The following is a 13,916-nucleotide window of genomic DNA, read 5'->3' on the forward strand; positions in this document are numbered from 1 at the left end:
CCGGAACAGTCGCTATGACCGCTTGAACCGACCTCCGAATCCACGCAGGGGCATATCGGCGCTGGTGAGAATTCCGGGCGCGGCCGCGACCACACTGCGGATGGCATTGAGGGCGGGCAATCCGGTGACGGTCATGCCGATCGACGCGAAATCTTCCGGGTTGTCCAGGCGTGCACCCGCTTTGGGGAAGATCATATGCTTGCTGTAGATATTCGGGTCACCGGTGATCTGGGTGATGTAGCAGCCCTTGATATCCCAGGCGGGGTCGGTGAACGGGGTCATCTGCCATTCCAGGTGCGACTCGACACGTGGCACCCCGTCGACCATGCCCTGATATTTGATGTAATTCGCGCCGAGCGATCCCTTCGGCAGCTGATACCAGCCGAGGTCGATATCCTTGGTGCACGCTCCGAGTTCGTAGGTGAACGTCACTTCGTCGAGTTCGAGGTCGAAGCAGTCGGCCATCAGGTAGACGCTGTCGGAGAAGACGCGGGTGTATTTCTCCAGCGATCCGGGGATGCTCGGGTCATCGATCGGTGTGCCGTAGCCGACTTCCTTCCACGTCTCCACCGAGTGATGGCAGGAGACGTCGACCGATTCGATCACGGTGACATTCTCGATCTCGGCGACATCGGCACTGTGGGCTACAGCGAGGATCTGGTTGAGGCCGGGGTTCATGCCGGTTCCGTAGAACGTCGATCCGCCACGCAGGCACGCGGCCAGCAGGACTTCGCTGACTTTCCGGCCGGACGGGTGTGGATGGTTCTGGTCGCGATGATGCCCGGTGATCCAATCGGCCGTGGTCACGATATTGATTCCGGCCTCGAGCACCCGCTCGTAGAGCGCTTCGTCGGGAAATACTCCGTGGAAGGTGAGCACATCGGGTCGTGCCGCGATGATCTCATCGACAGTGCCCGTCGCGGTGACGCCGATGGGGGCGAGACCGGCGATCTCCCCGGCGTCGCGCCCGATCTTCTCGGGGGTGTAGCAAGGCAGGCCGATCAACTCGAGATCGGGATGATTGCCGATGCGCTTGATCATCTCGGATCCGACATTGCCGGTCGCGACCTGGAAGACGCGAATCCGCTCCGCGGCGGTACTCGTACTCATGTATGCGTCCTTTCGGATCCCAGCGGGCCCGGCCGCCGTGATGTCGTTTCGATCGCCGCGCGATCTTCGGGATAGAACTGCTTCGCCCATTCCCGCAACTGTGTGAAGCCGTCGTATTCGCCCTGGGTCAGCGCGGGCGGGTCGCAGTAGCGCTGATGCGACCAGATGCGGATATCGGCCGTGAACTGTTCGATGACGGCGTCGGCGAGGAATTTCGCCCTTGTCGGCAGTTCGGTCGATGTATCGCCCGGTCGTCTGCCGATCCAAACGCTGAATCGCACATCCGAGGTCGAGTCGTCGACCGGGGTCACGGCGGTGAGGGTGCGGTTGTCGACCATTCCCCAACTCTTCGTCGCGGCCACCCCCAGACCGGCGTTGACGGCCCGCACGCCGCTGTTGACGTCCTCGGCGCGGGTGTTCTCGTCGAAGGCGATGGTGAAGTCGACATAGGAGGTGGGCAAGGTGAAGTCGTGCCGGGTGATATCGGGCATGAAGGGGACCTTGTGGACGAACGCGAAATGCGCGAAATCCACGCCGTTCTCCATCACATACTGCGGATGCAGTTCCAGGCCGTGCCGCAGCAGCGTTGCCGCCGGGTAGTAGTCGGCGGCGGTGCTGTCGTCATCGAATCCGGCGAGGACGTCGGGCACGTCGAAATAGGGTGCGCCGCCGTCGACGTCGTGCCAGAGGAAGATCGACTCGTTGAGTTCGGCGACCGGATAACTGCGGATGCGCCGCCCCCTGTTGGGCCGTCTCTCGTAGGGGATGCAGACGTTGCGGCCCTCGCTGTTCCACTCCCACCCGTGGAACGGGCACACAATGCGATCGCCGTCGACGTGGCCTCCGTGGCCCAGGTGCGCGCCGAGATGTTCGCAGTACGCGTCCATCACCGTGATCGCACCGGCGGCCGAGCGCCACGCGATCATCTCCGTGTCGAAGTACTTCATGCAACGGACCTCGCCGATACCGATCTCGGCGGACCACGCGACCTGGAACCATCCGGTCGGCTTCATCGACAACGGGGGTTTGGCCATCTCGGCTGCCCTTTCCTCGGCGATCGGAGGCTGCTTGTCCCCCAGAATCGTAGTGGGTTCTGTGAAAAATAGCAGAGGGTTCTATGAAAAGGCGGGTTCGAGCTTCCCGTCCGGGGGTTCGCGCGATCGGTGGGAGGCGGCCCGACCACTAGGATCGTGCGGATGACGGAACCGGGAGTGGTCGGCAGGCGGAGTAACAGGCGCGGGCTGGCCACCCGGGAGTCGATGCTCGACACCGCGTTGCGCTCGCTCGCGACAGGGGATCCCGCGGCGGTGTCGGGCAACCGGATCGCCAAGGAGATCGGTGCCACGTGGGGGACCGTCAAATATCAGTTCGGCGATATCGACGGACTCTGGGCGGCGGTGCTGCGATATATCGCCGAACGTCGCGGCGATATGCCGGTCAGCGCGCCGCCGGATGCCTCGCTGCGAGAACGCGTGACGGCCATTGTCGACAATATGTACGACGGGCTGACCACCGGTGATTCGCGTGCCATCGAGAATCTGCGTGCCGCGCTCCCGCGTGATCGGGGAGAATTCGAACGGCTGTATCCGCGTACCGCGGCCGAATTCGCGTCATGGGGGCAGGCGTGGCTGGACACCTGCCTGCGAGCGTTCGCCGGTCTCGACGTCGATCCCGGGCGGGTGGCCGAGGTCGCCGCGTTCATCCCCGGCGCCATGCGCGGTATCGCCTCGGAGCGACAACTCGGCACCTACACCGACCTCGATCTCGCTCGGCGCGGGATCACCAATGCGATCGTCACCTACCTGCGACCCGCAATGGAAACGGAAGGGTAAGGGCCGCAGGGTCATCGAGGCCGAAGTGGAACTGCCGGCAGGGCAGACGTGCGCGGTGGCGTGGCTCGCGCGATACCGCCGCCCACCTGGTCGGAACGGCTCCGGCTACCACACCGCGGCCGGGTAGCGGAAGATCCCGTGCTCAGCGTGTCGCAGGGATCTCGGGTGACTCGGCGCCGCCGCTGTGGCGCAGTTCGAACCAGTAGGTCGCCATCACGGTGATGTAGGAGGCGATGACGACCGCCACGACCACGGCGATCAACAGTAGGAACAGTGCAACGAAGTGATCCACGGTTGCCTCCCCGGAATAGGGTGCTCTATGGCGTCGTCAGCGGGTTGGCGCGGCATCGCGCCGAATCGGATTGAACCCAGTGCACATTCGAATCCTAGAACGCCGCGCCTCTCCTCGCACGGGACGGGACTGTGAGCCGAGTCATGCCGAAATCGGAGTGTCGGTTCAACCGCCTGATCTTGATGATGTTCAATTGATGAGGTCAACGAGTTCTTCCGTGCGCCCGGTCTCGTTCATTCTGTTTCGAGCATCACCTCGTCATCCGTGAAGGAGCATGACAGTGAGCACGATCCTCTGCGCGCTACACGACACCGTCCTCGCGCAGGTCGGCAATCCGACCCCGGAGGCTCCACCGCTGGCCGACAAGTTGTTGCAGATGGGCCGATACTTCACCTGGCTCATTCAGCTGTCCGGCATCACCGCCATCACCTATGGCGGCGGTCGGTTCGCCTGGGAGAAGTGGAACGGCGGCGGCCTCCAGTCGCCGAAGATGGTGGCGGGCGCGATGGTCGGCGGGGCCGTCGCGACCAGTGCGGGCACGATCATGAACGCGGTGATCTGACCCGTTCGATACCGAATACGGCCGGGCGCCGCTCGCGGGAACGACTCCGCGGGCGACGTTCGTCGTGTCGAGGATCGGGGACGCGGAAAGGAATTCGGAGCGTCGAGGTGACCAGCGGGTACTCCGACGTCGGCACGGGCAACTCCCCGTCGGTGCGTACAGTGCAGATATGCCCGAAACGCATCCCACACCAGTGGTGCGTGTCGAAGCGGCCGAAACCTCCGGTGGTGCTACCGCGCCCTCCCGGGGAACCGACACCGACCTGCTCTCGCTCGCCGCACAACTGTGCTTTGCCCTGTACTCGACCTCGCGTGCCATGACGGCGGCCTACCGCCCGTTCCTCGACGCCATGGAGGTGACATATCCGCAGTACCTGGCGCTGCTGGCGCTCTGGGAACAGCCGGGTATGACCATGCGGGAGCTGGGGGAACGACTACGCCTCGACTACGGCACCGTCTCACCGCTGATCCAGCGTCTACAGGCGCACGGGCTGGTGGAAAGTGTTCGCAGCCCGCATGATCGGCGCGCGGTGCAGTTGCGCGCCACGGATGCCGGTCGCGCGCTTCAGGATCGGGCGCGACAGATGATCGAAACGGTGCTCCTGGAGGTGGACTGGCCATTGGAAACCGTAATCGCGTTGCGCGATCAGGTGAATGCGCTCGGTGCGCGACTGGACGCCGTCGTTGGAGAGAGAACCCGCGCTGTGATCGCGGACGTGGGATCGAACACAGCTGTTCGTCCGGAATAGATGCGTTAGCCCGTGCCCCGGGTGGTACTCCGTGACAGATACGCGGCACCGACGACGGGAGGGCTATCGCTGATGGGCGACAACCGCGGTGCGGTGCGCGAGGTATTGCCGTCCAAGGATGAGCTGCTCGCGGCATTGCGGGGGCACTATCTGCTCGGTCCGTTGTGCGCCCAGGCCTTCGGTTTGGCCGAACTGCACAGACAGCGCCGCGACCATCCCGAGCGGTCCGCCGAGATCGATTCCTACCGTAAGGAAATCATCGAGGAGATCGATGAGTGGACGCGGACGGCGCTGCCCGACCCGCGTCCGGGCGCGCGCCGGGTCGCCGAACCGCTCGGTGTGACGATCGACCGGATGGCGGCGGCCTCGGATCTGGCCTTCCATTTGTTGATGACGATCGATCCGGGCAGCGACGAAATGCACGCGGCCTGGACTCGTTTGGCGGAATTGGAGATCGCCTACGGGGAATTGTCGACCGCGTTGGCGGCGGGCTACCGCAGCCTGCCGTGGGAGTAGCTCGGTCGCGGCCCTCGTGCCGACCCACCGGGCATCGATCCATTCGCGACACGGGAGTAGTAACGTATCAAATAGTCCCGGGCTCACGTCCCGGAATCGCGAGAGGATATGCCCGTGCGCTCGACGTTGATCTCCCGACGGGATCTGGACTTCCTGCTCTACGAATGGCTGCGGGTCGAGGAATTGACCGCGCTGCCGCGTTTCGTTGAGCATTCCCGGGAGACCTTCGACGGCTTCCTCGATCTGTGCGAGGACTTGGCGACGCGCCATTTCGCGCCGCACAACAAGCGCAACGACACCGACGAGCCGACCTTCGACGGCGCGCGGGTCACCATCATTCCCGAGGTCAAGGCCGCGATCGAGGCGTTCGGCAAGGCCAACCTGCTCGGCGCGGGAATGGACGAGCAGATCGGCGGACTACAGCTGCCCTCGGCCGTCGAGGCCGCCGGATTCAGCTGGTTCCAGGCCGCCAACGTGGGTACGGCCGCCTATCTGTTCCTGACCGTCGGCAATGCCAATCTGCTCGCGGCGCACGGCACCCCCGAACAGGTCGACCGGTTCGTGCGGCCGATGGTCGAGGGTCGTTTCACCGGGACGATGTGCCTTTCCGAACCACAGGCCGGTTCCTCGCTTGCCGATATCGTCACCAGGGCCGAGCCGCAACCCGACGGCACCTACCGGCTGTTCGGTTCGAAGATGTGGATTTCGGGCGGCGATCACGAGCTGACCGAGAATATCGTGCATCTGGTGCTGGCCAAGATTCCCGGCGGCCCCGCCGGTGTCAAAGGGATATCCCTGTTCGTCGTGCCCAAATATCTCGTCGGCGAGGACAATTCGCTCGGCGCGCGCAATGATGTGGTGCTGGCGGGACTGAACCACAAAATGGGCTATCGCGGCACCACCAATACCGTGCTGAATTTCGGCGAGGGTGCGTTCACCCCGGACGGCGCGCGGGGGGCGGTCGGCTATCTGGTCGGCGAACAGCATCGCGGCCTGTCGTACATGTTCCACATGATGAACGAGGCGCGCCTCGGCGTCGGGCTCGGTGCGACGGCGCTCGGCTACACCGGATACCTGAAATCGCTCGACTACGCCCGCGAGCGTCGTCAGGGCCGCGCGATCACCGCCAAAGATCCCGCCGCCCAGCAGATTCCGATCATCGAACACGCCGACGTCCGACGCATGCTGCTGGCGCAGAAGTCCTACGTGGAGGGCGCGCTCGGTCTGCTGCTGTACTGTAACCGGCTCGTCGACCTGCGGCGCACCGCGACCGACGCCGAGATCGCGCGCGAACACACGCTGCTGCTTGAAATCCTCACCGGCGTCGCCAAGAGTTGGCCTTCCCAGTGGTGCCTCGAAGCCAACAATCTGGCGATCCAGGTGCACGGCGGCTATGGATACACCCGCGAATACGATGTCGAACAGCATTACCGCGACAATCGCCTCAATCCCATCCACGAGGGCACCCACGGCATCCAGGGCATGGATCTGCTGGGACGCAAGGTGATCCAGCACGACGGCGCGAGTCTGGGGGTGCTGTCCGCCCGAATCGCCGAGACCGTCGCCGCCGCGACCGACCACGGTGGCGACGCGGCCGGATTCGGCGCGGAACTGGCGGCGGCGTGGCAGCGGCTGGTCGTCGTGACCGGGGGCATGTTCGCCGCGGGCGATCCGGCCGCCGCCATGGCCAATTCCAGCGTGTACCTGGAGGCGTTCGGGCATATCGTGCTCGCCTGGATCTGGCTCGAGCAGTCGCTCGCGACGCGGGGACGCGAGGGTGATTTCTACGAAGGCAAGCGTGCGGCTGCCAGGTACTTCTTCCGCTACGAACTGCCGAAGACAGCCCCGCAGCTCGATCTGCTCGAGTCGCTGGATCGCACCACCCTGGAGATGCGTGACAGCTGGTTCTGATGATCTGATGAGTGCCGCGCTCGCGCATTGGAATCTGCGTGATCTGAAGTCGGAGCTGGTCGCCGGGGTGGCGTTTATACCGCTCACGAACCCGTCTGCCCAGGTAGAGCCGATGGTCGAGCGGCGCAATAACATCCCCTGATTCGCTCGGCATCAGCGCGGGGTCTCCGGCGGCCTTTCTCCCACTATCGTCGCTATCCATGCAGGTCAGCGACCGACAAGGGGATGAGATGGCGGCGGAACCCACGCCCGTACGGCATCTGCGCGCCGATCAGGCGCGCCGGGTCGCCGACGTATTGCGTCATCAGATCCATGCCGGTGCCTTCGGCGACGCGCTGCCCGGTGAACAGCAGCTCGCCGCCGAGTACTCGGCCTCGCGCAATACCGTGCGCGAGGCGTTGGCCCTGCTCAAGGACGAAGGTCTGATCGATCGGGTGCCGAAGGTCGGCACCAGGGTCGCCAAGCGCAAGTACGACCACGGCCTCGACGCGCTGCTCGGCCTGCAGGAAACCCTCAAGGGGCATGGGACGGTCCGCAACGAGGTCCGTGCCGCCATGCACATCACCGCGCCGCCCGCGGTGGCGCGGCGACTCGGCATCGCGCCGGGGGAGCGCGTGGTCTATCTGGAACGCCTGCGCTACCTCGCCGATCTCCCGCTGAGTCTCGACCTCACCTATCTCGCGCCCGATATCGGCACCGAAGTGCTCGGCCACGATCTGGAGGCCACCGATATCTTCGTGCTGCTCGAGCAGATCAGCGGACAATCCCTCGGCTCGGCCGATCTCGCCCTGGAGGCGACCCCCGCCGACCCGCATACCGCCTCGACGCTGGAAATCCCGGACGGCGCGCCCCTGCTCATGCTCGAGCGACTCACCCGACTCGATGACGGCAGGCCCGTCGATCTGGAGTACATCCGCATGCGCGGCGACCGAATCACCATGCGCGGCAGTCTGACCCGCAGCACACCGGAATGGAAGGTCATCTGATGGCACTGGCGAACCAGCGTGCCGACATCCCCGTCACCATCGACGAATCGCTGTGCATCCAAGGCTGCACACTCTGCGTCGAGATCTGCCCCCTCGATTCGCTCGCGATCAATCCGGATAACGGCAAGGCCTTCATGCACGTGGACGAGTGCTGGTATTGCGGGCCGTGTGCTGCTCGCTGTCCCACCGGTGCCGTCACCGTCAATATGCCCTATCTGCTCCGCTGAAATCTCTGGGAAGTTCGATGAAACGCCTTGCGCCCCTTGCTCTCGTAGCCGCACTCACCGCCGCCATCGCCGGTTGTTCGCTGGACAGTTCCGGCGACACCCCGGCAGGCACCGTCACGGTGGTGGTCGGCTACCAGTCGAAGACCATCAACACCGTCACCGCCGGAACCCTGCTGAAGGCGCAGGGTTACCTGGAGCAGCGGCTCCAGCGCATCACCGAGCGTGGCGGCGCGAAGTACCAGGTGCAGTGGCAGGACTACGACACCGGCGCGCCGATCACCGCGCAGATGGTGGCGGAGAAGATCGATATCGGCTCGATGGGCGACTACCCGCTGCTGATCAACGGATCGCGGACCCAGGCCAACGAGCGTTCCAAGACCGCCCTGGTGTCGGTGACCGGGTACAACCCCAAGGGCGCGCTCAATATGGTTGTGGTGCCGACGGATTCGGCGGTCGACAGCCTGAGCCGACTGTCCGGGCAGAAGATCTCGGCCAGTGTCGGCTCGGCCGGGCACGGCACCCTGGTGCAGGCGCTCTCGCGTGCCGGAATCGATCCGGCGAAGGGCGTGGAAGTCCTCAACCAGCAGCCGCAGGTCGGCGCGACGGCACTGGAATCGCACCAGGTGAGCGCGCTGTCGCAGTTCGTGGCGTGGCCGGGTCTGCTGGTCTTCCAGAACAAGGCGAAACTGCTGTACGACGGCGCCGAACTGAATGTGCCGACCTTCCACGGCGTGGTCGCCCGACGCGCCTACAGCGCCGAACACCCGGAGGTGCTCGAGGCGTTCCTGGCCGCACAACTGGACGCCACGAGATTCCTGAACGAGAAACCCTTCGAGGCCGCGAAGATCGTGGCTGACGGATCGGGGCTGCCGCAGGAGGTGGTGTACCTCTACAACGGACCCGGCGGCACCTCGTTCGACGTCACCCTCAAGCCGAATCTGATCGAGGCGCTCAAAGGCGATGTGCCGTACCTGAAGTCGATCGGTGACTTCGCGGATCTGAATATCGACGGATTCGTCGACGAGGCGGCACTGCGCACCGTCTACGGCGGGCAGGGAATCGGCGACTACGACCAGGCCAAGGGCTCGACTGTCAATCCGAGCCGGGTGACCGGCACCGACCGGACCTGCGGCCGATCCGTCGACGCCGCGCCCGCCGCGGGCGAACTGTGGCTACAGGGCGCCGACCGGCCCGCCCCCGCCGCCGACGCCACCTGCCTGCTGCGCGCCGTCGCCGCCGCGAAGGCCGATGGCGCGGTTATCCGCGCCGCCTACATTCCCGATGCCGAACTCGGTACCCGATGGTTCGCCGATAAGGCGAGCTGGCTGCGGGAGGGCGAGAACTACCTGCCCTTCACCACCCCGGCTGCCGCGCAGCGCTACCGCCAGGCCCACCCGGCCGCCGTGGTCGTCTCCTACGACCAGGCCGTGACGGAAGTCCGTGGATGAGCACCGCGGCCATGGCAGGCCCTTCGGCCGCCCGAACCGGCGAACCTGCCAAGGGGCCCCGCGTCTCCGGTTGGCGCACCAGGGTGATCCAGATCCTGTCGGTAGCGGCGGCGGTCGGCCTGTGGCAGCTGCTGACCGCGAACAATGTGCGAGCGTGGCTGCGCTTCGACACGCTGCCCACCGTCACCGAAATCATCGCCGAATTCGGTGAGCGGCTCGGCCGCGACGAGTACTACCTCGATATCGGGCAGTCGCTGATCCGGATCCTGACCGGATTCGGACTGGCGGCGGTGGTCGGCGTGCTCGCGGGTATCGGCCTCGGTCGTTCCGATCTGCTCGCCGCCGTCTTCGGCCCGCTCACCGAATTGGTGCGCCCGATTCCGGCCATCGCGCTGGTGCCGGTCGCGATCCTGCTGTTCCCCAGCGACGAATCGGGGATCGCCTTCATCACTTTCACCGCCTCGCTGTTCCCGGTGCTGGTCAGTACCAGGCACGCGGTGCGGGCGCTGCCGACGATCTGGGAGGACGCCTTGCGGACCCTGGGCGCCACACGAACCGATGTGCTGGTACGCGTGGTGTTCCCCGGCATTCTGCCCGGCATTTTCAGCGGGCTCTCGGTCGGGATCGGCGTCGGCTGGATCTGCCTGATCTCGGCCGAGATGATCTCGGGACGCCTCGGCGTCGGGTACCGGACTTGGCAGGCGTACACCATCGTCGACTACCCCGGCGTCTTCGTCGGCATGATCACCATCGGCGTCCTCGGGTTCGGCACCTCGGCCCTCGTCGAGTACACGGGCCGCCGCGTCACCCGCTGGCTGCCGGGAGAGGTTTCGCGATGACCACGACCACCGCACAGACCTCGGCACCGGTGCATACCGGGATGAGTTTGAGCCTGAACGATATTCGGATCGCCTACGGTGGGCAGGCCGTGATCGAGAAGCTGGATCTCACCATCGCGCCGGGCGAGATCCTTGTTCTCGTCGGCAAATCCGGCTGCGGCAAATCCACGCTGCTGCGCGCGATCGCCGGATTGCGCGCACCCCAGGCGGGCCGGATCAGCGCCGATGGCGTGCCGGTCACCGGCCCCTCCGCGGACCGAGCGCTGGTCTTCCAGGACGACGCGCTGCTGCCATGGCGGACCGCGCGCCAGAATATCGAGCTGGCGCTGCAATTGCGCGGTGTCGCACGGTCGGTGCGCAGGGCGACAGCGCGTCACTGGGTGGAGGAGATCGGGCTCACCGACTACGCCGACTACCTGCCGCGCGATCTGTCCGGCGGTATGCGCCAGCGGGTTCAGTTGGCGCGCAGTCTCGCCGGCGCCCCGCGCGCGGTACTGATGGACGAACCGTTCGGCGCGCTGGACACGCAGACGCGAGCCACCATGCAGCGGTTGCTGATCGACACCTGGCGCGCCCACCCCACCACGATCGTCTTCGTCACCCACGATCTGGACGAGGCCCTGGTGCTGGGCGACCGGATCGCGGTTCTCGGCGGCGGCGCGCTACGCGCCGTCGTCGATGTCCCCGAGCCGCGAACCCCGCTGGATCGCCGGTCGGCGAAGGCCGAACTACTGGAGACGTTGTGAACATTCCGGAACTGAACGAGCGGACGCGGCTCGACTGCGACGTGCTGGTCATCGGCGGCGGCACGGCGGGCACCATGGCCGCGCTGACCGCCGCCGAACAGGGCGCCGATGTGTTGCTGCTGGAGAAGGCGCACGTGCGGCATTCGGGTGCGCTCGCGATGGGGATGGACGGTGTCAACAACGCCGTCATTCCCGGCAAGGCCGAACCCGAGGACTACGTCGCCGAGATCACCCGCGCCAACGACGGAATCGTCAACCAGCGCACCGTGTATCAGACCGCGACCCGCGGCTTCGCCATGGTGCAGCGGCTCGAGAAGTACGGGGTGAAATTCGAGAAGGACGAATACGGCGAGTACGCGGTGCGTCGCGTGCACCGCTCGGGGGCCTACGTGCTGCCGATGCCCGAGGGCAAGGATATCAAGAAGGCGCTGTATCGCGTTCTGCGGCAACGGAAGATGCGGGAGAAGATCCGCATCGAGAACCGGCTGATGCCGGTGCGGGTACTGACAGACAACGGCCGCGCGGTCGGCGCCGCCGCATTGAATACGCGCACCGGCGAATTCGTCGCGGTCGGCGCGAAGGCGGTGATCCTGGCGACCGGTCCGTGCGGCCGGTTGGGACTGCCCGCCTCCGGCTACCTGTACGGCACGTACGAGAACCCGACCAACGCCGGTGACGGCTATTCGATGGCGTACCACGCCGGAGCCGAACTCAGCGGTATCGAATGCTTCCAGATCAATCCGCTCATCAAGGATTACAACGGACCGGCCTGCGCCTACGTCGCCAATCCGTTCGGCGGCTACCAGGTGAACGCACACGGCGAACGGTTCGTCGATTCCGATTACTGGTCCGGCCAGATGATGGCGGAGGTGAAAGAGGAGATCGAATCGGCGCGCGGCCCCATCTATCTGAAGGTGTCGCATCTGCCCGACGAGACGCTCAGCACGCTCGAGGGCATTCTGCACACCACCGAACGACCCACCCGCGGCACCTTCCACAGCAATCGCGGACACGACTATCGCACCCACGACATCGAGATGCACATCTCCGAAATCGGTCTGTGCGGCGGCCATTCCGCCTCGGGCGTGTGGGTGGACGAATACGCGCGCACCACCGTGCCCGGCCTCTACGCCGCGGGCGATCTGGCCTGCGTACCGCACAACTACATGATCGGCGCGTTCGTCTACGGTGATCTGGCGGGCGCGCACGCCGCGGGAACGCTTGCCGAGGTCGACGCCCCCGCCGACCTACCCGAGGATCAGCTCGCGCAGGCGCATGAACTCGTCTATCGGCCGCTGCGCAATCCGGACGGTCCGCCCCAGCCGCAGGTCGAATACAAACTGCGCCGTTTCGTGAACGACTATGTCGCCCCGCCCAAGACGGCCGCGAAACTGTCCATCGCGGTGGAGACCTTCGAGCGGATGCGCGGTGATATCGAGGAAATGGGCGCGCGCACCCCGCACGAGTTGATGCGCGCGGTGGAAGTGTCGTTCATCCGCGACTGCGCCGAAATGGCGTCTCGTAGTTCGCTCACCCGCACCGAATCCCGCTGGGGCCTCTACCACGAACGCGCCGACATCCCCGAACGCGACGATGTGGCGTGGCGCTATCACCTGAATCTGCGCAAGACCGACTCCGGCGAGATGGAATTCCTCAAGCGCCCGGTCGCGCCCTATATCGTGCCGGTGCCCGGCCTGGACGATCTGCCCTCTGCCGATGATTCTGCGGTGATCGTCGCCCAGCCGGAACTGGTCGGCGGACGTGCTCCGCAGAATGTGGCGGCGGTAGTACCACAACGGGTGCCGCCCGCTCCGCCCTCGCCCCGCATCGTCACCCTGCTCGGCCTGGATTCGCCGACGGTGGAGGATCTTTCGAGCTACCTGCGCGACACCGACCCGGTGGTGCGGATAGCCGCGCTTTCGGTGCTCACCGAACACACCCCCGAGCGCTTCGCCGACGAACTGGTGCGCGCCCTCGACGACGAGGCGTCCTCCGTTCGCCGCGCCGCGACCGAGAGCCTGCGCGAATTGGTGGAGGTACTGCCCGCATCGGACGGGTTGGCCGAGCGGCTGGATTCACGCGATCCGGTGGTTCGCGCCACGGTGATCGACCTGCTGCGGGCGCTGCGGGCGGGCTCGGCGCCGCAGTTCGCCGCCGGCCTGACGGATTCGGACCACCGGGTGCGCATCGAGGCGGTGCGGGCTCTGGTATCCCTGGACGACTGGCACGCTGTGGCGTCCGCCGCCGGTGACGAGAACCGCGAGGTGCGCGTCGCCGTCGCGCAAGGTCTTGCCGCGATCGGGACGGGCGGAGCCGAGGCCATCCGCGGCCTCACGGCTGACGCCGACCCCCTGGTGCGGGCCGCGGCCTTCGCCGCCTTCGCCCAACTCGGCGCGACCGCCGAAGACGTCTCGGAACTCGCTGTCGCACTGGGTAGTTCGGCATGGCAGGTGCGTGTCGGGGCAGCTACGGGCCTGTCCGGGGCCGAGGTCGACACGGCCGTGCCGCCGCTGACATCGGCCCTGCTCGACCCGCATCTCGACGTGCGCAAGGCCGCCGTCCTCGCACTGGCGTCCTGGCCGGATGACAATGGCGCCCAGGATGCGTTGAAGACGGCGATCGACGACGGCGATGCGGATGTGCGGGCATACGCGCGCCGCGCCCTGACGCACGCGGCGGTGTAGCGGAGGGGGCGCGCA

General features: G+C 66.1%; 15 protein-coding genes. 12 read left to right on the forward strand and 3 right to left on the reverse strand.

The window, feature by feature from the left end; genetic code table 11:
- Nucleotides 1-12 precede the first annotated feature (12 nt).
- Nucleotides 13-1,110: a dihydrodipicolinate reductase gene (locus ABZS43_RS24365; RefSeq protein ID WP_355038258.1), complete on the reverse strand. Its 1,098-nt coding sequence runs from the start codon at nt 1,108-1,110 to the stop codon at nt 13-15.
- Nucleotides 1,107-2,144, reverse strand: coding sequence for a Rieske 2Fe-2S domain-containing protein (locus ABZS43_RS24370; RefSeq protein WP_355038259.1), 1,038 nt, complete (start codon nt 2,142-2,144; stop codon nt 1,107-1,109). Before ABZS43_RS24370 ends, ABZS43_RS24365 begins: the two co-directional genes overlap by 4 nt.
- Nucleotides 2,145-2,306: 162 nt before the next feature.
- On the opposite strand from ABZS43_RS24370, the gene ABZS43_RS24375 reads away from it, so the two are divergent.
- Complete coding sequence (locus ABZS43_RS24375; protein WP_355038260.1) at nt 2,307-2,942, forward strand: TetR/AcrR family transcriptional regulator; 636 nt, start codon at nt 2,307-2,309, stop codon at nt 2,940-2,942.
- A gap of 142 nt (nt 2,943-3,084) precedes the next feature.
- Here ABZS43_RS24375 and ABZS43_RS24380 read toward each other — a convergent pair whose 3' ends face one another.
- The gene (locus tag ABZS43_RS24380; protein ID WP_355038261.1) at nt 3,085-3,234 is read right to left on the reverse strand and encodes a hypothetical protein; all 150 of its coding nucleotides are present in this window, start codon (nt 3,232-3,234) and stop codon (nt 3,085-3,087) included.
- Nucleotides 3,235-3,514: 280 nt separating this feature from the next.
- On the opposite strand from ABZS43_RS24380, the gene ABZS43_RS24385 reads away from it, so the two are divergent.
- From ABZS43_RS24385 to ABZS43_RS24435, 11 genes are all read left to right on the forward strand, one after another.
- The gene (locus ABZS43_RS24385) at nt 3,515-3,796 is read left to right on the forward strand and encodes a hypothetical protein (RefSeq protein WP_355038262.1); all 282 of its coding nucleotides are present in this window, start codon (nt 3,515-3,517) and stop codon (nt 3,794-3,796) included.
- Between the two features lie 169 nt (nt 3,797-3,965).
- Nucleotides 3,966-4,544 carry a MarR family transcriptional regulator gene (locus ABZS43_RS24390; RefSeq protein WP_355038263.1) on the forward strand — a complete coding sequence of 193 codons (579 nt, stop codon included), beginning with the start codon at nt 3,966-3,968 and terminating at the stop codon, nt 4,542-4,544.
- Nucleotides 4,545-4,616: 72 nt separating this feature from the next.
- Nucleotides 4,617-5,060, forward strand: a complete 444-nt coding sequence (locus ABZS43_RS24395) for a hypothetical protein (protein WP_355038264.1) — start codon at nt 4,617-4,619, stop codon at nt 5,058-5,060.
- Nucleotides 5,061-5,174: 114 nt separating this feature from the next.
- Nucleotides 5,175-6,971 (forward strand): acyl-CoA dehydrogenase, encoded by a 1,797-nt coding sequence (locus tag ABZS43_RS24400; RefSeq protein WP_355038265.1) that lies wholly within the window; start codon nt 5,175-5,177, stop codon nt 6,969-6,971.
- Nucleotides 6,955-7,113 (forward strand): hypothetical protein, encoded by a 159-nt coding sequence (locus ABZS43_RS24405; RefSeq protein ID WP_355038266.1) that lies wholly within the window; start codon nt 6,955-6,957, stop codon nt 7,111-7,113. The genes ABZS43_RS24400 and ABZS43_RS24405 overlap by 17 nt, the downstream gene beginning before the upstream one ends.
- Before the next feature lie 88 nt (nt 7,114-7,201).
- On the forward strand, nt 7,202-7,957 hold the full coding sequence (locus ABZS43_RS24410; RefSeq protein ID WP_355038267.1) for a GntR family transcriptional regulator: 756 nt from the start codon (nt 7,202-7,204) through the stop codon (nt 7,955-7,957).
- The gene (locus ABZS43_RS24415) at nt 7,957-8,184 is read left to right on the forward strand and encodes a ferredoxin family protein (RefSeq protein WP_040706604.1); all 228 of its coding nucleotides are present in this window, start codon (nt 7,957-7,959) and stop codon (nt 8,182-8,184) included. Before ABZS43_RS24410 ends, ABZS43_RS24415 begins: the two co-directional genes overlap by 1 nt.
- 17 nt (nt 8,185-8,201) lie before the next feature.
- Nucleotides 8,202-9,632: an ABC transporter substrate-binding protein gene (locus tag ABZS43_RS24420; protein ID WP_355038268.1), complete on the forward strand. Its 1,431-nt coding sequence runs from the start codon at nt 8,202-8,204 to the stop codon at nt 9,630-9,632.
- 11 nt (nt 9,633-9,643) lie between these two features.
- Complete coding sequence (locus ABZS43_RS24425) at nt 9,644-10,471, forward strand: ABC transporter permease (protein ID WP_355038326.1); 828 nt, start codon at nt 9,644-9,646, stop codon at nt 10,469-10,471.
- A complete protein-coding gene (locus tag ABZS43_RS24430; protein ID WP_355038269.1) occupies nt 10,468-11,217 on the forward strand; it encodes an ABC transporter ATP-binding protein in 750 nt (249 codons plus the stop codon). Before ABZS43_RS24425 ends, ABZS43_RS24430 begins: the two co-directional genes overlap by 4 nt.
- Complete coding sequence (locus ABZS43_RS24435) at nt 11,214-13,901, forward strand: fumarate reductase/succinate dehydrogenase flavoprotein subunit (RefSeq protein ID WP_355038270.1); 2,688 nt, start codon at nt 11,214-11,216, stop codon at nt 13,899-13,901. Before ABZS43_RS24430 ends, ABZS43_RS24435 begins: the two co-directional genes overlap by 4 nt.
- The last annotated feature ends 15 nt before the right edge of the window (nt 13,902-13,916 follow it).

Source organism: Nocardia sp. NPDC005366, from assembly GCF_040606855.1.
In the GTDB taxonomy this organism is placed as follows: domain Bacteria; phylum Actinomycetota; class Actinomycetes; order Mycobacteriales; family Mycobacteriaceae; genus Nocardia.